The sequence below is a fragment of the Enterobacter asburiae genome, assembly GCF_024599655.1.
In the GTDB taxonomy this organism is placed as follows: Bacteria; Pseudomonadota; Gammaproteobacteria; order Enterobacterales; family Enterobacteriaceae; genus Enterobacter; species Enterobacter asburiae_D.
Genome location: NZ_CP102247.1, coordinates 140,059 through 165,572 on the forward strand (window position 1 = coordinate 140,059; position 25,514 = coordinate 165,572).

The 25,514-nt window shown below is 56.8% G+C and carries 26 protein-coding genes; 11 read left to right on the top strand and 15 right to left on the bottom strand.

The window, feature by feature from the left end; genetic code table 11:
• The 5 genes from NQ230_RS00645 to fdnG form a co-directional block, all read right to left on the bottom strand.
• On the bottom strand, positions 1–921 hold the full coding sequence (locus NQ230_RS00645) for an alpha/beta hydrolase (protein ID WP_257259540.1): 921 nt from the start codon (positions 919–921) through the stop codon (positions 1–3).
• Positions 922–1,293: 372 nt separating this feature from the next.
• Entirely contained in the window at positions 1,294–2,223 is a 930-nt protein-coding gene (gene fdhE, locus NQ230_RS00650) for a formate dehydrogenase accessory protein FdhE (protein WP_010436850.1), read from the bottom strand.
• Complete coding sequence (fdoI, locus tag NQ230_RS00655; RefSeq protein WP_008501832.1) at positions 2,220–2,855, bottom strand: formate dehydrogenase cytochrome b556 subunit; 636 nt, start codon at positions 2,853–2,855, stop codon at positions 2,220–2,222. The genes fdhE and fdoI overlap by 4 nt, the downstream gene beginning before the upstream one ends.
• Positions 2,852–3,754 (bottom strand): formate dehydrogenase subunit beta, encoded by a 903-nt coding sequence (gene fdxH / locus NQ230_RS00660; protein ID WP_010436855.1) that lies wholly within the window; start codon positions 3,752–3,754, stop codon positions 2,852–2,854. Before fdxH ends, fdoI begins: the two co-directional genes overlap by 4 nt.
• A gap of 12 nt (positions 3,755–3,766) precedes the next feature.
• Complete coding sequence (gene fdnG, locus NQ230_RS00665; protein WP_121423257.1) at positions 3,767–6,817, bottom strand: formate dehydrogenase-N subunit alpha; 3,051 nt, start codon at positions 6,815–6,817, stop codon at positions 3,767–3,769.
• A 372-nt stretch (positions 6,818–7,189) separates the two neighbouring features.
• Between fdnG and fdhD the strand changes: the two genes are divergently transcribed.
• Entirely contained in the window at positions 7,190–8,026 is an 837-nt protein-coding gene (gene fdhD / locus NQ230_RS00670; RefSeq protein ID WP_213822974.1) for a formate dehydrogenase accessory sulfurtransferase FdhD, read from the top strand.
• 114 nt (positions 8,027–8,140) lie between these two features.
• Positions 8,141–8,353, top strand: coding sequence for a YdgH/BhsA/McbA family protein (locus NQ230_RS00675; protein ID WP_023309747.1), 213 nt, complete (start codon positions 8,141–8,143; stop codon positions 8,351–8,353).
• A 39-nt stretch (positions 8,354–8,392) separates the two neighbouring features.
• Here the strand turns inward: NQ230_RS00675 and NQ230_RS00680 are convergent, their stop codons facing one another.
• Together NQ230_RS00680 and NQ230_RS00685 are read right to left on the bottom strand one after the other, a co-directional pair.
• Positions 8,393–8,716 (bottom strand): AzlD domain-containing protein, encoded by a 324-nt coding sequence (locus NQ230_RS00680; RefSeq protein WP_024909205.1) that lies wholly within the window; start codon positions 8,714–8,716, stop codon positions 8,393–8,395.
• The gene (locus tag NQ230_RS00685; RefSeq protein WP_032662709.1) at positions 8,716–9,375 is read right to left on the bottom strand and encodes an AzlC family ABC transporter permease; all 660 of its coding nucleotides are present in this window, start codon (positions 9,373–9,375) and stop codon (positions 8,716–8,718) included. The genes NQ230_RS00680 and NQ230_RS00685 overlap by 1 nt, the downstream gene beginning before the upstream one ends.
• Positions 9,376–9,478: 103 nt before the next feature.
• Here NQ230_RS00685 and NQ230_RS00690 point away from each other — a divergent pair, with 103 nt between their 5' ends.
• Complete coding sequence (locus tag NQ230_RS00690; RefSeq protein ID WP_257259543.1) at positions 9,479–10,027, top strand: helix-turn-helix domain-containing protein; 549 nt, start codon at positions 9,479–9,481, stop codon at positions 10,025–10,027.
• A 44-nt stretch (positions 10,028–10,071) separates the two neighbouring features.
• On the opposite strand, the gene rhaM is transcribed toward NQ230_RS00690, so the two are convergent.
• From rhaM to rhaB, 5 genes are all read right to left on the bottom strand, one after another.
• A complete protein-coding gene (gene rhaM / locus NQ230_RS00695; RefSeq protein WP_257259544.1) occupies positions 10,072–10,386 on the bottom strand; it encodes an L-rhamnose mutarotase in 315 nt (104 codons plus the stop codon).
• A complete protein-coding gene (gene fucO / locus NQ230_RS00700; RefSeq protein WP_257259546.1) occupies positions 10,383–11,531 on the bottom strand; it encodes a lactaldehyde reductase in 1,149 nt (382 codons plus the stop codon). Before fucO ends, rhaM begins: the two co-directional genes overlap by 4 nt.
• A gap of 41 nt (positions 11,532–11,572) precedes the next feature.
• Positions 11,573–12,403 (bottom strand): rhamnulose-1-phosphate aldolase, encoded by an 831-nt coding sequence (gene rhaD / locus NQ230_RS00705; protein ID WP_257261286.1) that lies wholly within the window; start codon positions 12,401–12,403, stop codon positions 11,573–11,575.
• Between the two features lie 120 nt (positions 12,404–12,523).
• A complete protein-coding gene (rhaA, locus tag NQ230_RS00710) occupies positions 12,524–13,783 on the bottom strand; it encodes an L-rhamnose isomerase (protein WP_257259548.1) in 1,260 nt (419 codons plus the stop codon).
• Positions 13,780–15,249, bottom strand: a complete 1,470-nt coding sequence (gene rhaB, locus NQ230_RS00715; protein ID WP_257259549.1) for a rhamnulokinase — start codon at positions 15,247–15,249, stop codon at positions 13,780–13,782. The genes rhaA and rhaB overlap by 4 nt, the downstream gene beginning before the upstream one ends.
• A 301-nt stretch (positions 15,250–15,550) precedes the next feature.
• Between rhaB and rhaS the strand changes: the two genes are divergently transcribed.
• Positions 15,551–16,387 carry an HTH-type transcriptional activator RhaS gene (rhaS, locus tag NQ230_RS00720; RefSeq protein WP_121423270.1) on the top strand — a complete coding sequence of 279 codons (837 nt, stop codon included), beginning with the start codon at positions 15,551–15,553 and terminating at the stop codon, positions 16,385–16,387.
• 73 nt (positions 16,388–16,460) lie between these two features.
• A complete protein-coding gene (gene rhaR, locus NQ230_RS00725; protein WP_121423271.1) occupies positions 16,461–17,309 on the top strand; it encodes an HTH-type transcriptional activator RhaR in 849 nt (282 codons plus the stop codon).
• Here the strand turns inward: rhaR and rhaT are convergent, their stop codons facing one another.
• Complete coding sequence (gene rhaT / locus NQ230_RS00730) at positions 17,310–18,344, bottom strand: L-rhamnose/proton symporter RhaT (protein ID WP_257259551.1); 1,035 nt, start codon at positions 18,342–18,344, stop codon at positions 17,310–17,312.
• 288 nt (positions 18,345–18,632) lie between these two features.
• Between rhaT and sodA the strand changes: the two genes are divergently transcribed.
• Both sodA and yiiM read left to right on the top strand, forming a co-directional pair.
• A complete protein-coding gene (gene sodA / locus NQ230_RS00735; protein WP_004203668.1) occupies positions 18,633–19,253 on the top strand; it encodes a superoxide dismutase [Mn] in 621 nt (206 codons plus the stop codon).
• 71 nt (positions 19,254–19,324) lie between these two features.
• On the top strand, positions 19,325–19,999 hold the full coding sequence (gene yiiM, locus NQ230_RS00740) for a 6-hydroxyaminopurine reductase (RefSeq protein WP_252034501.1): 675 nt from the start codon (positions 19,325–19,327) through the stop codon (positions 19,997–19,999).
• Positions 20,000–20,052: 53 nt separating this feature from the next.
• Here yiiM and cpxA read toward each other — a convergent pair whose 3' ends face one another.
• Together cpxA and cpxR are read right to left on the bottom strand one after the other, a co-directional pair.
• Complete coding sequence (cpxA, locus tag NQ230_RS00745) at positions 20,053–21,426, bottom strand: envelope stress sensor histidine kinase CpxA (RefSeq protein ID WP_023309731.1); 1,374 nt, start codon at positions 21,424–21,426, stop codon at positions 20,053–20,055.
• Complete coding sequence (gene cpxR / locus NQ230_RS00750) at positions 21,423–22,121, bottom strand: envelope stress response regulator transcription factor CpxR (protein ID WP_006179159.1); 699 nt, start codon at positions 22,119–22,121, stop codon at positions 21,423–21,425. The genes cpxA and cpxR overlap by 4 nt, the downstream gene beginning before the upstream one ends.
• 150 nt (positions 22,122–22,271) lie before the next feature.
• Here cpxR and cpxP point away from each other — a divergent pair, with 150 nt between their 5' ends.
• The 4 genes from cpxP to pfkA all read left to right on the top strand — a co-directional run bounded on the left by cpxP (position 22,272) and on the right by pfkA (position 25,503).
• Positions 22,272–22,778, top strand: coding sequence for a cell-envelope stress modulator CpxP (gene cpxP, locus NQ230_RS00755; protein WP_121423274.1), 507 nt, complete (start codon positions 22,272–22,274; stop codon positions 22,776–22,778).
• Positions 22,779–22,978: 200 nt separating this feature from the next.
• Positions 22,979–23,275: a TM2 domain-containing protein gene (locus NQ230_RS00760; protein ID WP_115876978.1), complete on the top strand. Its 297-nt coding sequence runs from the start codon at positions 22,979–22,981 to the stop codon at positions 23,273–23,275.
• A gap of 197 nt (positions 23,276–23,472) precedes the next feature.
• Positions 23,473–24,366, top strand: a complete 894-nt coding sequence (fieF, locus tag NQ230_RS00765; protein WP_159515143.1) for a CDF family cation-efflux transporter FieF — start codon at positions 23,473–23,475, stop codon at positions 24,364–24,366.
• Positions 24,367–24,540: 174 nt separating this feature from the next.
• On the top strand, positions 24,541–25,503 hold the full coding sequence (gene pfkA / locus NQ230_RS00770) for a 6-phosphofructokinase (protein ID WP_023309696.1): 963 nt from the start codon (positions 24,541–24,543) through the stop codon (positions 25,501–25,503).
• Positions 25,504–25,514: the final 11 nt, after the last annotated feature.

The following is a 25,514-nucleotide window of genomic DNA, read 5'->3' on the forward strand; positions in this document are numbered from 1 at the left end:
TCACTCTTGTCGGATGTGATGAATCCGCCATGCGATATCCCGCACAACATCTCGCGCTGATTGGCTAATTCCACCAAGCTGGAAGAAGCCATGTATTACTCCCAGCCATCGCTGAGCGGTACACGTCACTCCTTGCTCCGTGAGGCGTTGAAACAGCGCCTCTCCTTCATCGCATAACGGATCGTACTCAGCGGTAACGATATGGACAGCTGGCAGGCCGCTGAAGTCTTCTCGCCACAGCGGGCTAACCTCAGGATGCTTACAGTCGGCTCCAGCCAGATATATTTCATAGCCGCTCAGCAGGGTATCGCGAGTAATTACGTAATCCATGCCGTTGAGGGTATAGCTTTCAAAACTGGCCGTGGCGTCGAGCATGGGGTAGATAAGAATAAGCTGTACAGGTTGCCAGAGCCCTTTAGCCTTAAGCCGCAGCGCCGTCACAAGCGCCAGGTGTCCCCCCGCGCTGTCTCCACAGAGAGTGATCTGATTCCTATCCACGCCCAATTTGTCTGCATACTTCCAGATCAAATCCGCACCTTTTTCGGCATCGTCATGTGCGGCGGGGAAGGTATGCTCCGGCGCCAGCCTGTACTGAACCGCAATCATCCGGCAATTGCCGTAACAGGCTAACTGGCGGAGTTGGTTATCATGGGTATCAAAGCCGCCGCTGATGAAGCATCCGCCGTGATAGTAGATGGCTGCAGGCAATATTTCAGGGGTATTAAGAGGTGAAAATACCCGAATGGTAAGGCCCTCAAGCACTAGCGTCTCCACCTGAACGCGCGTTTCTGTCTTCCCGGCAAGCCCCGTGCTGGCAATGTACCCTGCTCGTCGTACCTCAATGGTCTGTCGACGTGACAAAGGCCGGCCTGCTGCGATAAACCCCTGAACCAGCTGCGCAATACCCTGTTCCAGTGCCATGAAAATTCCCTTTAACTGTATGGATATACAGTTTTATGACCTGGTTTGATTCAAAAGAAAACAAGAATATTGTCGAGGACAAAAAACCGGAAAGCGGCCCGCAAAGGTGAGTCATGTTTTTATTATCTGCTTCAGCCACACCTGTAAAGCGTATGCCTTGCCTGGAAATAATCAGGGATGAAATAGTCAGGGGGGATATGAGTTCTTTGGCGGGCCCTGATATGGGCAGAATACTTATCGGTACATCTGATGTCGTGATTCTACGGCTGGATAATCTCAGGCACGAAAGACTTTTCGGGCATCACCGGGGTCGTTTCACCTTACCAGCTGTAGGCCGGGCAAGCTCGCGCCGCCCGGCACTGTCAGAGGAAATTACTCCCCTTCACCCGGGAACAGGAACGGGTTGATCGAGCTGCGGGCAAAGCCCTCCTGCTCCATCTTCGCGTCCAGAATCAGCGAGGCGAGATCGTCGGCCACCGCTTCGACTTTCGGGTCTTTTTCCTGATACAGAATCTTCAGGTAGGTCCCGCAGTCGCCGCAGCTTTCCGCTTTCACCGCCGCTTCTTCATTTTCCAGCGACCAGTAGTTCAGATCGCGGGTCTGCTCGCAGTTGCTGCACTTGATGCGCACCACGTGCCACTCGGTTTCACACAGGTTGCAGTGCAGGTAGCGCAGCCCCTGAGTGGTGCCGATTTGCACCATGCTCGATACCGGCATGGAGCCGCAGACCGGGCAGAACTGGCGCGCTTCACCGTATTCGGCGCGGGCTTTGCCAGGGATCAGGCTGGCCATTTGCGCCCAGTAGAGCGACAGCGCAGCCCAGATAAATGGCGCTTTATCGCTGCTGACCAGAGAGAAGTCAGAGGCAAACAGCGCGCTCGCCATCTCTTCCAGCTCCAGGTCAGAGGCTTTTTCCAGATTCTCAATGACCGCCAGCGCGGTGCCGCTCATCTCCGGCTTCAGCTCGGCAATCAGCGAATGCAGCAGCTTTTGCCAGTGCTTGTCGCGCGGGAGGACGTGAATGTCCAGCGGCGGCTTGCCCTGCGCGTTGGCTTCTTTGATGCGCGCGGTCAGATCCATTTGCAGCGGGTGGTCGTACAGCACCACTTCCTGCGCGTGGGCAACCAGCGCGGCAAAGCGCAGAAAATCACCCAGCGGGTTGTTCTCTGCCAGCTCGCGCAGACGCTCTGCGCGGCGGTTGTAGAGGTTCTTGAGTCTGGGGAATAACAACGGCGGAATATAATCCGCCGTGCGTTTCTCGCTCGACCCCAGCTCATCTTGCGGGATTATGCGAATACTCATTCAGATGACTTTTCCTGTTTCTGGCGGACCTCTCGGTACCAGCGCGGGTGATGTTTCTTCGCCCACGTACTGGTTACCCATCCTTCCACCATCGCGGTAATGGTGCCTTTCACCCAGAGGGCGGCGTAGATATGCACCATGATAACCACAATTAACGCCACTGCGGCAAATGAATGCAACATCAGCGCGAATCGGATCACCGGGATTGAGAAAGCAGGCGCAAAGTACGGACGCCAGATGATCACGCCGCTTACCAGCAACAGGACCAGGAAGATAATCGCCGCCCAGAATACGCATTTCTGGCCGAAGTTATAACGCCCGGTATCACCCACTTCCTCGTTGACGACGATCTTACGAATATTCTTCGCCCAAAAGATATCATCCCGATTGATTAGGTTATGGTGCCAGTAGCGGAAAAACATGATGATAAACGACGCGAACATGATGACACCCACAAACGGGTGCAGAATACGCGCCAGCTGTGGTGTCCCCATGATCTGCATCAGCCAGTTGAAGGATGGGAAGAAGAACCCCAGCCCGCTTATCGCCGCCAGCATGAAGCAGAAGGCGGTGACCCAGTGGTTGATGCGTTCCGGCGCGGTGTAGCGCACGATGGTGTCACGTTTTCTCATTTGCGCACCTCGTCTTTCTCTTCATGCAGGTTGTCGTCTTCCTCTTCCGCGCGGTTCGGACCAACGCCGACGTAGTGGAAGATGCTCGCTGCGAAGGTGGCAGCAAAACCGACCGCTGCCAGCGGTTTCCAGATGCCTTTCCAGAACTTCACGGTGGCGCTGATTTCCGGGTTCTCCGGCAGGCCGTGATACAGGTTCGGCTTGTCGGCGTGGTGCAGCACGTACATCACGTGCGTACCGCCAACTCCGGCCGGATCGTACAGGCCCGCGTTGTCGTAACCACGTGTTTTCAGCTCGCCCACGCGCTCTGCCGCCAGCGTTTTCATATCCTCTTTGGAGCCAAAGTGGATAGCGCCGGTTGGGCAGGTCTTCACGCACGCTGGCTCCTGGCCGACGGTGACGCGGTCAACGCACAGCGTGCATTTGTAGACGCGGTTGTCTTCCGGGTTCAGGCGCGGTACGTCGAACGGACAGCCCGCGATGCAGTAGCCACAGCCGATGCACTGTTCGGACTGGAAGTCGACGATGCCGTTGGCATACTGAATGATAGCCCCTTCTGACGGACATGCCTTCAGGCAGCCCGGATCCGCACAGTGCATACAGCCGTCTTTGCGGATAAGCCATTCCAGTTTGTCGTTCTGCTCCACTTCCGAGAAACGCATCACCGTCCAGGACTTGGCGGTCAGGTCCGCCGGGTTGTCATACACCCCGACGTTGTGACCCACTTCGTCACGCAGATCGTTCCACTCCGAGCACGCCACCTGACAGGCTTTACAGCCGATACAGGTGGTCACGTCGATAAGCTTCGCCACTTCCTGCTGGTGGTCCCGCGCCTGAGGCGCGGGCGTGAAACTGTTTGTCGCGGAACGACGGATAATGTCTTGAGATTGATAAGCCATAAGTCGTCTCCGTTACACCTTTTCCACGTTCACGAGGAAGGCCTTAAACTCCGGCGTCTGCGTGTTCGCATCGCCGACGAACGGCGTCAGGGTGTTCGCAATGAACCCTTTCTTCGCCACGCCCTCATAGCCCCAGTGGATCGGAATACCGATGGTATCCACCTGCTGACCGTGAACGTTCAGCGTGCGGATACGCTTGGTCACCACCGCCTTGGCTTTAATATAGCCGCGGTTAGAGGAGACCTTCACGGTATCGCCATGGGCGATGCCGAGCTTGCCCGCCAGCTTCTCGCCGATCTCTACAAACTGTTCCGGCTGCGCGATGGCGTTAAGCAGCGCGTGCTTGGTCCAGTAGTGGAAGTGCTCGGTCAGACGGTAGGTGGTACCCACGTACGGGAACTTGTCCTTTTTACCCAGCGCTTCGAAATCGCCCTTAAAGATACGGGCTGCCGGGTTAGAGACCACGTTCGGGTGCAGCGGGTTGGTGCCCAGCGGCGTCTCAAACGGCTCGTAGTGTTCCGGGAACGGACCTTCCGCCATCTTATCGATAGCAAACAGGCGTCCCATCCCTTCAGGCTGCATGATAAACGGCCCAACGTCGCTGCCCGGTGCGGCAGTGCTGTAGTCCGGAATATCCACGCCGCCCCATTTCGCGCCGTCCCACTTCAGAAGCTGACGCTTCGGATCCCACGGGTTGCCCTGCGGGTCAGCGGATGCGCGGTTGTAGAGGATGCGGCGGTTGAGCGGCCACGCCCATGCCCAGCCCAGCGTATTGCCGAGGCCCGACGGGTCGGCGTTATCGCGGTTGGCCATCTGGTTGCCTTTCGGCGTCCAGCTACCGGCAAAAATCCAGCAGCCGCTGGAGGTCGTGCCGTCATCGCGCAGGTGCGCGAAGGTGCTGAGCTGATCGCCTTTCTTCGCCAGCACGGTACCGGTGGCCGGGTCGATAACGTCCGCCAGCGCCTTACCGTTGCTCTCCATCGCCACTTCTTCTGGGGCAGGGTTTTCCGGCGTCGAGTAGTTCCAGGTCATGTTCAGCACCGGTTCCGGGTTCGCGCCGCCTTCTGCCGCATACATCTTACGCAGGCGTAAGAAGATGCCGGCCAGGATCTCGCCGTCGTTCATGGCGATGCCCGGGGCGTCCGCGCCTTTCCAGTGCCACTGCAGCCAGCGTCCGGAGTTGACGATAGAACCGTTCTCTTCCGCGAAGCAGGTAGACGGCAGACGGAACACTTCGGTCTGAATCTTCGATGGATCGACGTCGTTCGATTCACCGTGGTTCTGCCAGAAGGTCGAGGTCTCGGTATTGAGCGGGTCAATCGTCACCAGGAACTTCAGCTTCGACAGCGACTCAACAACCTTGTTCTTGTTCGGGAACGAGGCAACCGGGTTAAAGCCCTGGCACAGATAGCCGTTCACTTTGCCCTGGTGCATCATCTCGAAATACTGCAGAACGTCGTAGCCTTTGTCCCACTTCGGCAGCCAGTCAAAGCCCCAGCTGTTTTCCGCCGTCGCTTTGTCGCCGAAGAAGGCTTTCATCATTGAGACGAAGAACTTCGGATAGTTGCCCCAGTAGTTCACCTGGCCTTCGAGCAGCGGTTTAGGCGTGCTGGCCGTCAGGTAGGTTTGCAGATCGGTCTGTTTCTCGCTTGGCAGGTTCATGTAACCCGGCAGGCTTTGAGACAGCAGGCCGAGGTCGGTCAGACCCTGAATGTTGGAGTGACCGCGCAGGGCGTTCACGCCGCCGCCTGCCATCCCCATGTTGCCGAGCAGGAGCTGAACCATCGCCATGGTACGGATGTTCTGCGCACCGATGGAGTGCTGCGTCCAGCCGAGGGCGTACAGGAACGATGCGGTTTTGTCTTTCGCGCTGGTTTCTGCGATCAGCTCGCACACCTTCAGGAAGTCTGCCTTCGGCGTCCCGCAGATGTTTTCGACAACCTCCGGCGTGTAGCGGGATACGTGCTCTTTCAGCAGGTTCCACACACAGCGCGGGTGTTGCAGGGTGGTATCGCGCTTCGCAAAGCCTTTTTCATCCAGCTCGTAGTTCCAGCTGGTTTTGTCGTATTTGCGTTTTTCGGCGTCGTAACCGCTGAACAGGCCATCTTCGAAGTGGTAATCCTCACGCACGATCAGGCTGGCGTTGGTATAGGCTTCGGTGTATTCGCGGTTATATTTTTCGTTGGTCATCAGGTACAGCAATACGCCTGACAGGAAAGTGATGTCAGTACCTGAACGAATAGGGGTGTAGAAATCCGCCACTGACGCAGTACGCGTAAAGCGGGGATCGATCACAATCAGTTTCGCACCGTTGTGGATTTTGGCTTCCATCGCCCAGCGGAACCCGACAGGGTGCGCTTCAGCGGCGTTACCGCCCATCACCACAATGAGGTTGGCGTTCTTGATGTCGACCCAGTGGTTGGTCATCGCACCGCGACCAAATGTTGGAGCAAGACTTGCTACCGTTGGTCCGTGTCAGACACGCGCCTGGTTGTCGACCGCGAGCATACCGAGTGCGCGCGTAAATTTCTGGGTTAAATAGCCTGTTTCGTTGCTGGAAGCAGAGGCACACAGCATCCCGGTGGAGAGCCAGCGGTTGACCGTAACGCCGTCGGCGTTCTTCTCAACAAAGTTGGCATCGCGGTCTTCTTTAATGTGTTTTGCGATGCGGTCGAACGCCTCTTCCCAGCTGATTTGCTGCCATTTGTCGGAGCCAGGCGCGCGATATTCAGGGAATTTGAGGCGGCTTTCGGAGTGGATAAAGTCCACCAGACCGGCCCCTTTCGGGCACAATGCGCCGCGGTTGACCGGATGATCCGGGTCGCCTTCGATATGGAAAATAGACGCTTTGGCGTTTTTAGCACCGTCGCCGAGGCTATACATCAACAGCCCGCAACCGACAGAGCAGTACGTACAGGTATTACGGGTTTCACGGGTGCGCAGCAGTTTATACTGCCGCGTTTCCGCCAGCGCTACGCCGGGCGCAAAGCCCAGTGCCGCTGCCGTGGTGCCTGCCATACCGCCAGCGCAGATCTTAAAGAACTGCCTTCTGCTGACCTGCATGGGTCACTCCTTGTTTCGACATTGCTTACATATGTAGTTTTGACTTCGCGGCTGAAGATTGACCGCAAAGGAAAAAAATTTGCGTTAATCCCTCAATTCCACGAGGGATATCATCAGAATACCACAATGTCGGTACAGCTGTTCTAATGGCGTTAATACAAAGTGAACGTATTATCACCATGTTGATTATAAAGTGTGATATCGATCACATTAACAGCTCCGCTTGTTAAAGGGGTGTAGCGGGTGTCGGGTTGCACCCCTTCTAAATGAGTAGGAGAATGATTGTTGAAAAGTTGATCCATACTATGCGTAACGCCTGTGGATTATGCTGCAATAGCAGGCTCACCTCCGTGGTTGTTCAGGAATACCGCTGTGTCTAAACAAAACCGTGCTCCCCACTCGTCACCACTGCCTGCGGGCATTGTGGAACTGTCGGTACACAGACCGCCCCACATCACCCATGCCACGCCGGATTTTCTGGCGGAAGAGGTGCCCGTTGCGCTCGTTTACAACGGTATCTCCCACGTGGTGATGATGGCTTCGCCGAAGGATCTTGAGCTGTTCGCCATCGGTTTTTCCCTCTCGGAAGGCATCATCGACCATCCGCAGGAGATCTACGGCATGGACGTGGTGCAGGCGTGCAACGGCCTTGAAGTGCAAATCGAACTCTCCAGCCGCCGCTTTATGGGGCTGAAAGAGCGCCGCCGTGCGCTGGCCGGCCGTACCGGCTGCGGCGTCTGTGGCGTTGAGCAGCTCAATGATATTGGCAAACCCGTTGCGCCACTGCCGTTTACTCAGTCCTTTGATCTGGCTCACCTCGACCATGCGCTCGAGCACCTGAACGATGTACAGCCCATCGGCCAGCTGAGCGGCTGCACGCACGCGGCGGCATGGGTGTTGCCGTCGGGCGATATTGCCGGCGGACATGAGGACGTTGGCCGCCACGTGGCGCTGGATAAGCTGCTCGGTCGCCGGGCGCGTGAAAGTGACGTCTGGCAGCAGGGCGCGGCGCTTGTTTCCAGCCGCGCCAGCTATGAGATGGTGCAAAAATCCGCGATGTGCGGTGTGGAAATTCTGTTTGCGGTGTCGGCGGCGACCACGCTGGCAGTAGAGGTGGCGGAGCGCTGCAACCTGACGCTGGTGGGCTTCTGCAAGCCGGGAAGGGCGACCGTTTATACCCATCCACAGCGGTTAATGGTTAATCAATAATTTTGAATGATAATAGCAAATCCTTCCGCTTTTAGTTGTTCAGGATGAGGGCTAGTATTTATCTCATCAAGGCACGGTGCCTTACCTAAACAACTTAATGAAAGGGTTTATATTATGAAAAGCATCAAAACTTTTGTCGCTGTAATCGCTCTGGCTACTTCTTTCGGTTCTTTCGCTGCACAGACCGTGACCGCAACCGCGTCAACCATTGATGGCGCAGAAGCGAAAATCGCGGCTCAGGCTCAGGAAGCCGGCGCGTCATCTTACAAAATTACCCAGGCGTTCTCAGGTAACCGCGTACACATGACCGCTGAACTGACTAAATAAGCTGTCACACCGTCGAAAGAGCGCCCTCGGGGCGCTTTTTTAGTTTATGCCCGCCACGCGCAGCAGCGCGGTTACCACAGCCGCCGCTACGATCACCACAATTAACGGCATCTTTCTCCAGGCCAGAAATACCGCAAACGCCACGCCCAGCACGCGCGCCATTCCTGCGAAATGTTCGCCTTCATAAAACGTGGTCGCCAGCGCCACGGAAAACAGCAATACCGTTGCCGCATCTGACAGCAGCGCCTGCGAACGCTCTGACAATGCCAGCCTGCTGCCCAGTTTCGCCCCGCCAAGACGCATCAGATACGTTCCAGCAGACAAAATGGCGATGCCGAGAATAAAAAACGTCATATTTCCCATTATTTTTTCCTCGCAGCGAGACCCAGTAAAGAGAGCAGCACCGGTAATCCCACCGGGGCAAACGGCACGGCGGCCAGCGACACAACGGCACCGCTGCAGGCGCGGATGAGCGTGGTACGGTTTTTAAACGCGGGAACCACCAGCGCCAGCAATATGGCCGGGAATACCGCGTCCAGGCCAATGGTTTCCGGGTCCGGCAGCAGTTTGCCGACCATGGCGCCCAGCAGGGCCCCCAGCGGCCAGACAATCGCCACGCCTAAACCACATAACCAGTACGCCGCTTTGCGCTGTTCGGCCGTTTTTTGCGAAAGGCCAAAGACCACGCTTTCGTCGTTCATGATGTGGCAGCCTAAAAGGCTCAGGCCACGCTTGCCCACCAGTTCACGCACCGTCACGCCAAACGGCACGTGCCGCGCGTTGACCAGCAACCCCGCGGCCGCAGCCGCCAGCGGGTTACCGCCGCTTGCCACAATGCCGATAAACATAAACTCTGACGCGCCCGCGAGTACGGTGATGGAGAGTACAAACGGTACCCAGACCGGGAAACCGTAGGCCATCGCCAGGGAGCCGTATGACATCCCGACCACGCCAACCGCGAGGCAGACCAGGATGATTGCTTTTATGGTGTCGCCTTTCAGGCAAGAGAGATGATGCTTCATACATTTTTAGCCATATCGAACGTGTATCCATTATAATGAACGCAACAGAAGTGTTTTTCAAGATGAACGATTCGTTCGATTTATAGAACAAAGAGGCCGTTATATGACGCAGCCAATCAGCCTGATCGCTAAAAGTCTGGTGCGGGAACGCCTGCGAACCGGGCTTTCACTGGCGGAAATTGCCCGCCGCGCCGGGATCGCTAAATCCACCCTTTCCCAACTGGAGTCCGGCAACGGTAACCCTAGCCTGGAAACGCTGTGGTCGCTTTGCGTGGCGCTGGATATTCCTTTCGCCCGCCTGCTAGAGCCGCAGTTGCCGACCACGCAGGTGATCCGCCGTGGTGAAGGGACGAAAGTGGTCGCTGGACAGGCTAACTATGAAGCCATTTTGCTGGCAGCATGCCCCCCTGGCGCGCGCCGCGATGTCTATCTTCTGATGACCCAGCCGGGTGCAGACCGTATTTCCCAGCCGCATCCGCCGGGTTCGGTAGAGCATATTATTGTGACGCAGGGACGGGCGCTGGTTGGTCTGCTTGACGCGGCGGAAGAGCTCGGCCCGGGAGATTACATCTGTTATCCAGCCGATCTGCCGCATATCTTTAAGGCGCTGGAGCCGGATACGCACGCGCTGCTGGTGGCGGAACAAAACTAACAGGGGTCCGACATCCTCGCTGCAGGAGGATGTCGGCTACGTCTTCACGCCAGGTAAAACACCTCGTTCAGCTCGGTACTCACCGGGCTATTATCCAAATTTGACGGCATGACATCCCGCATGTGTTTCCACCAGCGTTGGCAAACCTCGGTGTTCGCTACCGCGCTCCAGCGCTCCTCCGATTCAATCTCTACGGTCGCAAACAGCAGGTTGCGGGCTTTATCGAGATAAATGGCGTAGTGGTGTGCGCCATGGTCTTTCAACACCGATTCAAGCTCGGGCCAAATCGGGTTGTGGCGACGCGCGTACTCCTCGTGCGCGTCCGGGTTCATCTGCATCACAAACGCTTTGCGGATCATAATGCCTCCAGATAGAGCTCGCGAACTTCCTCACGGCTGGCGGTGCGCGGGTTACACGGCGCGCACGGGTCGGCGAGGGCCTTATCCAACCAGCCTTCAATATCGGCTTTGGTGACGCCGAGCTGGCTGAAGCCCGCAGGGATACCGACGCGGGCGCTCAGGTCGCGAATCGCCTGAATGGCGGACATGCTGGCGGCTTCATCGCTCATGCCGCGGGTATCGACGCCCATTGCCTGCGCTACACGGGCGAAGCGTGCGACTGCGTTCGGGCGGTTAAAGCTTTCAACGATCGGCAGCAGAATGGCGTTGCATACGCCGTGCGGCAGGTTGTGCGTCGCGCCCGGCTGGTGCGCCAGGGCGTGTACCAGACCCAGACCGGCGCTGTTAAACGCCATGCCCGCCAGATACTGACCAAACGCCATCTGCTCGCGCGCTTCAAGGTTATGGCCGTTGTCGACCGCTTCCGGCAGCCACAGGTTGATCAGGCGAATCGCTTCCAGCGCGTTGGCGTCGGTCAGCGGATGCGCGCCAACGGACACGTAGGCTTCAATGGCGTGGGTCAAGGCATCCATACCGGTTGCGGCGGTCACGGAGGCGGGAATATCGAGCATCACGCTGGCATCGTCCACGGCGATGTCCGGGATGATGTTCGGGTCAATAATCACCTCTTTCACCTGACGCGCGGAGTCGATGATCACCGCATTGCTGGTCATCTCCGCCGCCGTGCCTGCGGTGGTGTTGATCGCCACCAGCGGCACGCCCGCGTTTTTCACCTTGCCGACGCCGGAATAATCGGTTGACGGGCCGGGGTTGGCGGTGAGAATTTTAATCGCCTTGGCGGTATCAATCGGGCTGCCGCCGCCGAAGGCAATCACGTAATCACACTCCGCGTCCCGGTAAGCCGAGAATCCTTTTTGCACCAGCGCTTCCGTCGGGTTCGGGAACACCTCATCGAACAGGTGATACGACATCTGATGGGCGTCCAGCGCGGTAAACAGGCTGTCGAGCAGGCCCAGCTTTACCAGCTGGCCGTCGGTGACAATCAGCGCTTTTCCCCACTGCTTGTTTGCTACCAGGTTGACCATATCGCCGATTGCGCCCGCGCCGTGAAGGCTGATTTTTGGAAGTGCCAACATAAAGCTCATGATAATTTTCCTTAACGATCAACGTTTTTCCTGCGAAAGCGTTATGCGTATAAATCCAGCGCGGACCGCAACGGGCTCACGCCAAAGCGTTTGCCCAGTGCGATCAGTTCTTCCCGGGTGATGGTTTGCTTCATGCCGCCCATGGAGTACACCTTCACCAGCACTTCCGCTGATTTCTCGGCGGTGTCGATCAGGCCAAAGGTTTCATCCAGCGTTGGGCCGCTGCCGAAGACGCCGTGGAACGGCCACAGCACCAGAGAATGCTTCTGCATATCCACGGCGGTTGCCTGGCCGATTTCGTCGGTACCCGGCACCATCCACGGCAGAATGCCCACGCCGTCCGGGAACACCACCAGACACTCGGTGCTGCCTTCCCATAGCTTGCGGGTGATGAAGTCGGCGCTGTTTTCCAGCACGTAGGTCAGGGCGATCAGGTTGGTGGCGTGGCAGTGCATGATCACGCGGTCTTTGCCGTGAGTCGCCTTGATGCGCTCGCAGTGGGAGAGGAAGTGCGCCGGCAGTTCAGACGTGGGCACCGCCTCGTCGGTCAGGCCCCACAGAATGTGGTAGCCCGCGCCGTCGCTGTCCACCTTCACCACGCCGAGATTGGCCTGCGGGTCGAGCTGGACGTTGCGGAAGAACTTGCCGGAGCCGGTAACGATAAACGGTGTGTTGGCGAGCAGCGGCATCGGCTGGCTCAGCGCAATATAGCGCGGCGTCTGGTGGAAATCGGCCGTGAACGGTTCGATATCCGCGTCGTCCAGGCGCAGCGTCAGGTTGCCGCCGTTGCGCTCGTCCCAGCCCTTCAGCCAGGCGTCGGAGGTGGCTTTGATCATGCCCTGGACGAACCAGGAAGTGGTGATGGTCTGCATAGTTTTCATTTCCAGTTATCGCGGTGAGAGTTCCCCCTCACCCTAACCCTCTCCCCAAAGGGGCGAGGGGATGGTTTGCTCCCTCTCCCCTTTGGGGAGAGGGCAGGGGTGAGGGGGCAGTTACCCGCGCTGACTCAACACGTCTTTCTCGTACGCCCGCACGTTGTCCAGCCACTGGCTGCCCGCCGGGGCGTCGTTACGCTGGCAATACATCTCCCACACCGCCTGCCACGGCAGGGATTTCTGCTCTTCCAGCAGCGCCAGACGCGCGGTGTAGTTGCCGTTAGCCTCCAGCTGTTTTAGCGCGGCGACAGGCTCCAGCAGCGCGCGCAGCAGGGCTTTCTTCATGTTGCGGGTGCCGATAACCCACGCCGCGATGCGGTTGATGGAGGCATCGAAGAAGTCGAGGCCGATGTGCACGCGGTCAAAGAGGTCGTGACGGATGATTTCGCTGGCAATCGCCTGGGTTTCGTCATCCAGCAGCACCACATGGTCGCTGTCCCAGCGCACCGGACGGCTGACGTGCAGCAGCAGGCGCGGCACGTAGAGCATGGCGGCGGAGATTTTGTCGGAGATCACCTCGGTCGGGTGGAAGTGGCCGGCATCCAGGCACAGCGCGGTCTGGCGGCTGGTGGCGTAACCCATATAGAACTCGTTCGAGCCAACGGTATAGCTCTCGGCGCCAATGCCGAACAGCTTGCTCTCTACGGCGTCGATGTGGTGCGCCGGGTCCAGCTTCTCGCTGAGAGCCTCATCCAGCGCGGCCAGCAGGCGCTGGCGCGGAGCCAGACGATCGACGGTGATGTCCTTCATGCCGTCCGGGATCCAGATGTTCATCACCGACGGCGTGCCGAGCTGCTCGCCGAAATACGCCGAGACGCGGCGGCTGGCCTTCACGTGGTCGATCCAGAACTGGCGGATGTCGTCGTCCGCGTGGGCGAGGGTAAAACCGTCCGCGCTCAGCGGATGTGAGAAGCAGGACGGATTAAAGTCCAGGCCCAGCCGGTTGGCTTTGGCCCACTCCACCCAGTTCTTAAAGTGTTCTGGTTTGATTGCGTTGCGCGCCACCGGCTCGTCGGATTCGAGATAAATCGCGTGCAGGTTCAGCCGTTTTGGCCCCGGGATCAGGCTCAGCGCCAGCGCCAGGTCGGCGCGCAGTTCGGTCGCGTTACGCGCTTTGCCAGGGTAGTTACCCGTGGCCTGAATACCGCCCGTCAGGGAACCGCCCGGGTTCTCGAAACCGGCGACGTCATCGCCCTGCCAGCAGTGCATGGAGACGGGCAGACGGTCGAGCTGGCGCAGCGCCTCTTCGACATCCACGCCGACGGCGGCGAAACGCTGTTTAGCCAGGCCCCAGGCTTGTTCTAATTGAGTGGTCATGCGCAAAGCTCCTTAGTCAGTCGGTTTTGCTGAAACTGCGCCCGAAAGCGGGCAATTTCACGGCAGGGATTGGGGGTAAAGGTGGTCAGGCTGGCGTTCGCCGCCACCACCGAACGGAAGTCGTCAACGTTGGAAAGTTCGTCCAGGGTCATCAGCTGGATGCCGATATTGCCGAGCGTGGAGGCCTCCACGGGACCTGCTATCACGGTGATGCCGCAGGCATCCGCGCAGAGCTGGTTTAGCAGCTGGTTCTGGCAGCCGCCGCCCACGATATGCAGCTGGCTGAACGGTTTTCCGCGAAGACTCGCCAGCTCGCTGAGGATGTCGGCATACAGCAGGGCGAGGCTGTCAAAAATGCAGCGCGCCAGTTCGGAAGGGCTGGACGGCACCGGCTGTCCGCCCTCAACGCAGGCGGCCTGAATTTCGGCGCTCATATGCGCCGGGTTGATAAAGCGGTCATCGTTCGGGTTGATCAGGAACGTGCAGGCCTTCAGCTTCTCGGTTTCGGCGATAAGCGCAGGCAGGTCGGTAATGTTCTGCTCTTTCAGCACCCGCTGGAGCAGCCACAGCCCCATGATGTTTTTCAGTACGCGGTAGCGGCCTTCGGCACCGCCTTCGTTGGTAATGTTTGCGGCCATCGCGGCGTCGCTGGCGTACGGGGTTTTGCTCTCAAAGCCCATCAGCGACCAGGTGCCGGACGAGAGGTATGCCGCGTCTTTACTCGCAAGTGGGGACGCTATCACCGCGCTGGCGGTATCGTGGCTGGCGACGGCAACGACGGGGATTGCGTTCCCCTGGGGGCAAATCCAGTGACCTATCACATTGCCCGGGTGGGTTGGCGTGCCGAACCAGGAAGGCGACGCCCCCGTCCAGGCCAGCAGATGTTCGTCCCAGCTATCCGAGTTGATATTGACCAGCTGCGTGGTGGTGGCGTTGGTATATTCCCAGTTCATGTTGCCGGTCAGGCGATAGCTCAGGTAGTCCGGGATCAGCAGCGCATGAGCCACGTCCGCGACCAGCTCCGGCTGTTGCTCGACCAGGGCACGCAGCTGATAAAGCGTGTTAAACGGCAGAAACTGGATGCCGCTGCGCCCGTAGATGTTGTCCTTGCCAAGCTGGGCGATAGCGTGCGCCATCAGGCCGTCGGTGCGGCTGTCGCGATAAGACACCGGTAAGCCGACACGCTCGCCATGGCTATCAAGCAGAACGTAGTCCACGCCCCAGGTATCGATGCCGATGCTGTCGATGCGAATGCCATCGTCGCAGACGTTGTTCAGTCCGATACGGATCTCCGCCTCCAGGGCATCGATATCCCAGGCCTCAAAACCGTCCTGCTTTTGCAGGCAGTTGGCGAAACGGTGCATTTCGCGAAGCGAAAGCGTGTGCTGCTCACGGTCCCAGCTCGCGAGCATTACGCGGCCGCTGGATGCGCCTAAATCGACAGCCACACAATGGCGAAAAGTCATGGTCGGGTCCTTTCTTTAGTCATTAGCGGTGAGTGTAAAAAAGGGAAGAAAAAGTCACCTTCTCACCACTGACAGGCCAAATCTCGCGCTGGCAAGAAAGCAAAGGTGAATGTGAGGGAGTTCACAGTTTCCGGCAGCGGCGGGATCCTCAGGCAGTGTGACGCTGGCCGCATTTCCCGATCTTTCCCCCTGTTTCTTGAAAAATGGACAGCTTTTGCGAGGTTTACTACCAAAAATTGAAGGTGAGCGAGGGAGGCCTTAATTACTATTTTGAGAACATTTTTCATTGGTGGGGGCCGTTATGACCGTACTGCACTGCGTGGATTTTTTTCCTTCAGGAGGTTCGCCTGTCGCGATTGAGCCGCGGCTTCCTCAGGCTGCGTTCCCGGAGCATCATCATGATTTTCATGAGATTGTGATTGTTGAGCGCGGGACGGGGATTCATGTCTTCAATGGTCAGCCCTATACCATCAGCGGCGGTACGGTGTGCTTCGTGCGCGACCACGATCGGCACCTGTATGAACATACCGACAACCTGTATCTGACTAATGTGCTCTACCGTTCCCCGGATGCGTTCCAGTTTCTTTCGGGGCTGAATCAGCTGTTGCCCCAGGAGCAGGACGGACACTATCCATCGCACTGGCGGGTGAATCAGTCCATCCTGCAGCAGGTGCGTCAGCTGGTGGGCCAGATGGAGAAGAGTGAGGACGGGCAGGAGACGCACGCCATTGCCACGCGCGAACTGCTGTTTATGCAGCTTCTGGTGCTGCTGCGCCGCAGCAGCCTGGTGGAAGGGCTGGAAGATAACAACGCGCGCCTGAACCATCTGATGGCCTGGCTGGAAGATCATTTCGCCGAGGACGTCTGCTGGGAAACGCTGGCGGATGATTTTTCACTGTCGCTGCGTACCCTGCATCGCCAGCTTAAGCAGCACACCGGGCTGACGCCGCAGCGCTACCTTAACCGCCTGCGCCTGATCAAAGCGCGTCATCTTTTACGTCATACCGACGAAAGCGTCACAGATATTGCCTACTGCTGCGGTTTTGGCGACAGCAATCACTTTTCAACGCTGTTTCGCCGGGAATTTAGCTGGTCGCCGCGCGATATTCGTCAGGGGAAAGACGCGATGCTTCAGTAACGCGAGGGCAGTCACCGTTTTATTTCCGCAAAAAAGCTAATAGTGACAGGTTATTCGGCGTAGAGGTCGTGGTGTGGCTGCTCAGTTAATTCTTCGCAAAGATGATTTTTATGCCTCCGCGAGTCAGGCCGTCACGGTGGCCGATCGCTACCCGCAGGACGTGTTTGCCGAACATACCCACGAGTTTTGCGAGCTGGTGCTGGTGTGGCGCGGTAACGGCCTGCACATCCTCAACGACCGTCCCTACCGCATTACGCGCGGCGATCTGTTCTATATTCGCGCGGAGGATAAACACTCCTACGCCTCGGTTAACGACCTGGTGCTGCAGAACGTTATTTACTGTCCGGACAGGCTCAGGCTTAACGTGGACTGGGCCGCGAACATTCCAGGCTTTCATGATGCTAAGGGTTCTCCACACTGGCGCTTAAGCAGTAACGGCATGGCTCAGGTCCGGCAGGTTATTTCTCAACTGGAGCAGGAGAGTCAGAAAAACGACCCGGTGGCTAACCAGCTGGCGGAGTTGCTTTTCGCCCAGCTGGTGATGACGTTGAAGCGCCACCGTTACGCCACTGATAACCCCTCCGCCACGACGCAGGAAGCGCTGCTGGATAAGCTCATCACCCGGCTTGCGGGCAGCCTGAATAAAAACTTTGTACTGGAGAAATTCTGCGAGCAGGAACAGTGCAGCGAGCGCGCGCTGCGCCAGCAGTTTCGCACTCTGACCGGGATGACGGTGAACCACTATCTGCGCCAGCTGCGCATCTGCCATGCACAATATCTCCTGCAGCATACGGAGTGGATGGTCAGCGATGTGGCGATGTGCTGCGGCTTTGAGGACAGTAACTACTTTTCAGTGGTGTTTAACCGCGAGGTGGGGATGACGCCGGTACAGTGGCGTCATCGCAGTCGAAAAGGGTCGTAATCAATTTGCCATGCCGAGGCCGACGATATTGGCAGCGATAATAATCACCACGCAGCCGAGGCTCAGTACGCCAACCGGACGACGTCCGGCGTTCTTCCACTCTTTCAGCACCAGCCCTACCAGCCCGCCGCAAAGTACGTAGAAGCTCATGTGCAGCATCCAGCTTATGTAGTCGTACTGCGCCGGAATACTGGCGTGGCCCCAGGCGTAGAAGAAGAACTGCAAATACCACATCAGGCCGCCGAGCGCGGAGAGCAGCACGTTGGTGATGATAAGCGATGTTGCCAGCGAGAAGTCGGTTTTTACCGACAGGTTTTTGACTTTTGCCAGACGAATAAAGCAGAAGCCCAGGTTAACCATCGCACCGCCACCCATAATCACGACATAGCTCGGCAGCGCAACGTACAGCGGGTCGACGCCCAGCGCGGCGGCCGCTTCGTGCATCGGTTTGGCGGCGTTCATGGCAAACGACATGCCGGCCGAGAAGATGCCGCACATCACCGCCAGCAGCAGGCCTTTCTTCAGGTTAAAATCCTCGGCCTTAATGCCCATCTTGCGCTCTTTCAACTGCCCCGCGCGAGTCACAATTCCTACGCCAATGACCGCCACCAGCACGCCCAGGAGCGTCATCCGCCCACCCTGAGTATTAACAAGCACGTCGAAGTTGCCGTTGAGAATTGGCGTCATCAGGGTACCGACGATCAGCGTGATGCCAATCGCGATACCAATACCCATCGACATGCCGAGATAGCGCATGGTGAGGCCATAGTTGATGTTGCCGACGCCCCACATCGCGCCGAACAGGAACACCGGCAGCAGGGTGGAGGCGCTGAAGGAGGAGAAGTAGCCCCAGAAATCGGGCAGCAGCATGGCGCTAATGGCCCAGGGCAAAATCAGCCAGGAGACGATCCCGCCGACGGACCACATGGTTTCCCAAGACCAGCCCCTCACTTTTTTAAACGGAGCATAGAAACAGGCTGCACTGGCAGCGCCTATCAAATGCCAGAAGATACCCATCGTAATCGCATGATTCATTTTTACACCCTCATCGTTTTTATCGTCAGTGGCTTCCCACCGACTTGAGGAGTGTAAAAATTAGGCGGTTTGGGAACCTTCAGAAGGTTGCCGCACATGTGTTCTGGATGGCAATCAGCACGTTAACCGCGTGAGCAGACGCACATTTCCGCTATTAATCGAAAAACCAATAACCATATAAAAACTACGGCATTGATAATCATTTTCAATATCATTTAATTAACTATAATGAACCAACTGCTTACGCGGCATTAACAGCTGTGCCGCCCGACAATAATGGAGAGGATTATGAGTTATACACTGCCATCCCTGCCGTATGCCTACGACGCACTGGAACCGCATTTCGACAAGCAGACGATGGAAATCCATCACACTAAACACCACCAGACCTATGTGAACAACGCGAACGCCGCGCTGGAAAGCCTGCCAGAGTTCGCTAACCTGTCTGCTGAAGAGCTGATCACCAAGCTGGACCAGCTGCCAGCGGACAAGAAAACCGTTCTGCGTAACAACGCTGGCGGCCACGCAAACCACAGCCTGTTCTGGAAAGGCCTGAAGACCGGTACCACCCTGCAGGGCGACCTGAAAGCGGCTATCGAGCGCGACTTCGGCTCTGTTGACAACTTCAAAGCGGAATTCGAAAAAGCCGCTGCAACCCGTTTCGGCTCTGGCTGGGCGTGGCTGGTTCTGAAAGGCGACAAGCTGGCGGTAGTGTCTACTGCTAACCAGGACTCCCCGCTGATGGGTGAAGCAATTTCTGGCGCATCCGGCTTCCCAATTCTGGGCCTGGACGTGTGGGAACACGCTTACTACCTGAAATTCCAGAACCGTCGCCCGGACTACATCAAAGCCTTCTGGGACGTGGTGAACTGGGACGAAGCAGCAGCACGTTTCGCCGCTAAAAAATAAGGTTGCATTGACGCCTGTGAGAAGCGAGTCTTATGACTCGCTTTTTTTGTATCTGCGTAATGGAGGCAGCCATGCATTACCCGGTGAACGTGTTTACAGGCAAGGTCAGGGAGTACGACGGCAGCCGCCCAAGCGCCATCGCCAAAATTCAGGTCGACGGCGAGCTGACGTTAACCGACCTCGGGTTGGCGGGTGACGAGCAGGCCGAAAAGAAAATCCACGGCGGGCCCGAGCGCGCGCTGTGCCACTATCCTCGCGAACACTATCAGCACTGGAAAACCGAGTTCCCCGAGCAGGCGGACCTCTTCGTCGCCCCCGCGTTTGGCGAGAATCTCTCCACCGAAGGGCTCACCGAAGAGAACGTGTTTATCGGTGATATCTACCGCTGGGGCGATGCCCTGATTCAGGTGACGCAGCCGCGCTCGCCGTGCTTCAAGCTCAACTACCATTTCGGCATTCAGGATATGTCTGCTCAGCTGCAAACAGCAGGCAAAACCGGCTGGCTGTACCGCGTGGTGCTGGCAGGGCAGGTTTCAGCGGACGCGCCGCTTGAGCTGGCGTCGCGCCTGAGCGATGTGTCTGTTTATGACGCCTGCGCCATTGCCTGGCATATGCCGTTTGACGACGAGCAGTATCACCGCCTGCTGTCGGCGGCGGGGTTATCGACCAGCTGGACAAGAACGATGCAGAAGCGGCGTTTAAGCAGCAGGATCGAGGATAATTCGCGGAGATTGTGGGGGAAGTAGTCCTCCGCAGAAAGTAGGCCGGGTAAGGCGAAGCCGCCACCCGGCACTAACAGCTACGAACGCTTATACAACGGTAGCCACAGCGTTAACCGTAGTCCACCCAGCGGGCTGTCGTCGGCTTTCACCCAGCCACGGTGCTGCTGCATGGCGGTTTCAACAATCGCCAGACCCAGTCCCGTACCACCCGATTCCCGGTCGCGCGCCTCATCGGTACGATAGAACGGACGGAAAATCTGCTCGCGGTCTTCCGGGCTGACGCCGGGGCCGTCGTCATCGACAATGACGGTGATCCCGTCTTTATCCACCGAGAACGCCACCTCAATCTTGGTATGCGAGTAGCGCAGGGCGTTACGCACGATGTTCTCCAGCGCGCTTTCCAGCGTGTTGGGGTTACCGTATAGCGGCCACGGGCCCGGCGGGAAGTTGACGGTGAAGGATTTACCCATCTGTTCCGCTTCGAACGCTGCGTTGTCCAGCACCTCGTGCCACAGGTGATTGGCTTTCACCGTTTCGCTCACCAGCGCGTTTTTCTGCTGATTGCGCGACATCACCAGCAGATCGTTGATCATGCTGTCCAGGCGGTGAGCTTCCGTCTCAATACGCTCCAGCTCTTTGCTCTCACCGCTGCGGCGGCGCAGGAGCGCGGTGCCAAGCTGCAAGCGCGTAAGCGGGGTACGCAGCTCGTGCGAGATATCCGACAGCAGGCGTTGCTGTGCGGTCATCATGCGATCGAGCGCGCTCACCATCTGGTTAAAACTGGTCCCGGCGGCCAGGAACTCCTGCGGTCCGGCTTCCAGTTCAGGGTGTTGTCGCAGGTTACCCTGCGCCACTTCATCGGCGGCATTCTTCAGCTTACGCGCCGGTTTTGCCAGGCTCCACGCCAGCCATAACAGCAGCGGCGAGCTGACCAGCATGGTGACAATCAGCAGCAGGAGAGGGCGGTCAAACAGCAGGTTGATAAAATCAGACTGGGAGTTACTCGCCGGACGGATCAGGTAGAGCTGATAATTATCCTCTCCGTCTCTGACGGAGAAAGGCCCCACCATTTCTACGCGGCCATATTTCTTCTTCTGGGGATGATCGGCGTTATCCGCCTGGCCAATGAAGTTGCGGATAATCTGCATTTCATTGCGATCGGCCCCAATGACGCGGCCTTCGCTGGTCACCAGCAGCAGGCGTTGTCCGGGCGGCGCCCACTTGTCGATAGCGCGAAACAGCCTGCGCCACCACATTAAATCGTTCGGCGGATCGTTTGCCAGCTCGGCTTCCACGTGCTGCTCGATCATCACGCCCTGACGCTGCTCGCTGTCGAGCAGCTCCGTCATCTGGCGTGAGTCGAGTTTTGGCAACATCAGTACGAGCATTAAAACCAGTGCCAGCGTCAGCCAGAAGATGGCGAAGATGCGGGCGGTTAAGCTTCCTATCATGAAGCGGAAACCATCAGATAACCGCGACCACGCAGGGTTTTAAACCATGGATGACCGTCTTTACGCTCCGGCAGCTTACGGCGCAGGTTAGAGATGTGCATGTCGATGGCGCGGTCAAACGGGGTCAGACGTTTGCCCAGCACTTCCTGACTTAAATGTTCACGCGATACCACCTGGCCGAGGTGCTGCGCCAGCAGATACAGCAGGGTGAACTCCGTGCCGGTCAGTTCCAGCGTCTGGCCATCAAAGCTCGCTTCCTGACGGCCCGGGTTCAGGCTCAGGGAGTCGACTTCAAGGGTGGGTGAGCTGTTGTCGGTATTTTGCTGCTGCTCGCTCCAGTGGGAACGACGCAGGATAGCGCGAATACGGGCAACCAGTTCACGGTCGTTAAACGGCTTCGGTAAATAGTCATCCGCGCCCAGCTCAAGGCCGAGTACGCGGTCAAGTTCGCTGCCGCGTGCGGTCAGCATAATAACGGGGGTCTGGTGTGTCTGGCGAAGTTCTTTCAACGTATCAATGCCGTTTTTCTTCGGCATCATCACGTCGAGCAAAAGTAAATCGATGCTGTCGTCAAGGAGACTCAGCGCCTGCTCGCCATCATGGGCAACCAGGACGTTGAAACCTTCCATGTCGAGCAACTCCTTTAAAAGGGATGTGAGCTCTCGGTCATCATCAACTAACAGGATTTTATTCATTGTTTAAATACCTCCGAGGCAGAAATTACGACATCAAGGCCGTCTAATCCATGACTTTACGTTGTTTTACACCCCCTGACGCATGTTTGCAGCCTGAATCGTAGACTGTCTCTCGTTGAATCGCGACACGAAAGATTTTGGGAGCAAGTGATGCGCAAAGTTACCGCTGCCGTCATGGCCTCAACGCTGGCGTTCAGTGCGTTTAGCCAGGCTGCTGTAGCTATCATCAGCGATAACAGTCCCTTACAAGAGGGTGCAACGCAGAACAGCAGCCAAAGCCATATGTTTGACGGCATAAGTTTAACCGAACATCAGCGTCAACAGATGCGAGATCTGATGCAGAGGGCACGACACGACCAGCCCCCTGTTAATGTTAGCGAAATGGAGACAATGCATCGCCTTGTCACCGCAGAAAATTTTGACGAAAGCGCTGTACGCGCTCAGGCCGAAAAAATGGCACAGGAACAGGTTGCCCGCCAGGTAGAATTGGCGAAGGTCCGCAACCAGATGTTCCACCTGCTAACGCCCGAGCAGCAAGCGGTTTTGAACACCAGACATCAGCAGCGAATGGACCAGTTGCGTGAGGTTGCACGGATGCAGCGAAGCTCAGAAACGACGTTTTTCAGTAGCAATAGCAGTACCCGTAGTAACCAGTAAACCCTGTTTTCCTTGCCATAGACACCATCCCTGTCTTCCCCCACATGATGTGGGGGTTTTTTTTATCCCTTCTTCTGCCACCCCCCCTAAATCAAGGGCTCATTATTTTCATTGCGACGATATATTCTTTTTTAAAATAGTATTTTTCTTAATTGTTTGTAAAATATGCAAGCTACTGATAAGAAACAAAAGGGGATATCATGTCAGGAATGGTTTTTTGCCGAGGATGTGGCAAGGAGTTGCACAGTACCGCTAAGGCCTGTCCGCATTGTGGCGCAAGCCAGGTTGCAGCAGGAAGTAAAAATAAGCTTACCGCAGCATTGCTCGCTTTCTTCTTAGGAGGCCTGGGCGCACATAAATTTTACTTAGGTAAGATTGGCCAGGGATTCCTTTACCTCATCTTTTGCTGGACCTTCATACCGTCAGTCATTGCCTTCATTGAGTTTATTATCTATCTGTGCACCTCTGAAGACGATTTTGCCAGAAAATATGGTTAAGTGCTGACTTAGCATTTTCAGGTTTCAAACCAGGAAAGCCCCTTTTTAACGGGGCTTTCTTATTGATGTACGCCACGGCTACTTCTCTTCATCTGCGACAGGTCTTTTGCTCGTTATTCTCTTTTGTTAACCGTTTATTCATCCTTCGACTCCCCATGCTTCCGTTATAATAGCGGCATGACATGACAGGAGCGTTTATGAATCAATCCTATGGAAGACTGGTAAGCCGGGCCGCAATGGCCGCGACGGTAATGGCGTCGTGTTTGCTGGTCATTAAGGTTTTCGCGTGGTGGTATACCGGTTCGGTCAGTATTCTGGCGGCGCTGGTGGATTCGCTGGTGGATATTGCCGCCTCGCTGACCAACCTGCTGGTGGTGCGTTACTCCCTGCAGCCAGCGGATGAAGAGCATACGTTTGGGCATGGCAAAGCGGAGTCGCTGGCCGCGTTGGCGCAAAGTATGTTCATTTCCGGTTCTGCGCTTTTCCTGTTTCTGACCGGCATTCAGCATCTCGTCTCCCCGACACCGATGAAGGATCCCGGCGTGGGCGTGATTGTGACGGTCGTTGCGCTTATATGCACACTTGTTCTGGTAACGTTCCAGCGCTGGGTTGTTCGCAAAACGCAAAGTCAGGCTGTACGGGCGGATATGCTTCATTATCAATCTGATGTTATGATGAATGGGGCTATTCTTATTGCGCTCGGTCTGGCCTGGTATGGCTGGCATCGGGCCGATGCGTTGTTTGCGTTAGGGATTGGTATCTATATTTTATATAGCGCCCTGCGGATGGGGTATGAAGCGGTGCAATCACTGCTTGACCGCGCCCTCCCGGACTCAGAACGTAATGAAATTTTTTCCATCGTGACTTCCTGGCCCGGCGTCAGCGGTGCACACGATCTTCGAACGCGGCAGTCAGGGCCGACCCGCTTTATTCAGATTCACATTGAAATGGAAGACAACCTGCCACTGGTACAGGCTCACGTTATTGCTGAGCAGGTCGAGCAGGCGATTTTGCAGCGTTTTCCTGGTTCAGACGTCATCATTCACCAGGATCCCTGCTCGGTTGTACCCGGTCATGTTGGGCTTTCGTAATTCGTTGTAAAAAAGTGAGCCAGGCCAGCATTTTGTGTATAAATTACCGCCATTTGGTCTGACCTGAATCAATTCAGCTGGAAGGGATTGATATACTATTTGCAGTATTCGTTGGTCGATAAGTTTCTTCCGGCAACAGATTTCAATTTTGCATTCCTAAGTTCAGAGGTAGTCATGATTAAGAAAATCGGTGTGTTGACAAGCGGCGGTGATGCGCCGGGCATGAACGCGGCAATTCGTGGTGTTGTCCGTGCAGCGCTGACGGAAGGCCTGGAAGTTTTTGGCGTTTATGACGGTTATCTGGGCCTGTATGAAGATCGTATGGTTCAGCTCGACCGTTACAGCGTGTCTGACATGATCAACCGCGGCGGTACTTTCCTCGGTTCTGCACGCTTCCCGGAATTCCGTGATGAACACGTTCGTGAAGTGGCTATCGAAAACATGAAGAAACGCGGCCTGGACGCCCTGGTGGTTATCGGTGGTGACGGCTCCTACATGGGTGCAAAACGTCTGACCGAAATGGGTTTCCCGTGCATCGGTCTGCCGGGCACCATCGACAATGACATCAAAGGCACTGACTACACTATCGGCTTCTTTACTGCACTGGGTACCGTTGTTGAAGCGATTGACCGTCTGCGTGACACCTCGTCTTCTCACCAGCGTATCTCTATCGTTGAAGTGATGGGCCGTTACTGCGGCGACCTGACGCTGGCGGCAGCCATTGCGGGCGGTTGCGAATTTATCGTCGTGCCAGAAGTTGAATTTAGCCGTGAAGATCTGGTGGCTGAAATCAAAGCGGGCATCGCGAAAGGTAAAAAACACGCGATCGTGGCTATCACCGAGCACATCTGTGACGTTGACGAGCTGGCGAAGTACATCGAAGCCGAAACCAAACGCGAAACCCGCGCAACCGTACTGGGTCACATCCAGCGTGGCGGTTCCCCAGGCCCTTACGACCGTATTCTGGCGTCCCGTATGGGCGCGTACGCTATCGATCTGCTGCTGCAGGGTCACGGCGGCCGCTGCGTCGGTATTCAGAACGAAAAACTGGTTCACCATGACATCATCGACGCGATTGAAAACATGAAGCGTCCGTTCAAAGGTGACTGGCTGGACTGCGCGAAAAAACTGTACTGATCGGCGTTTGT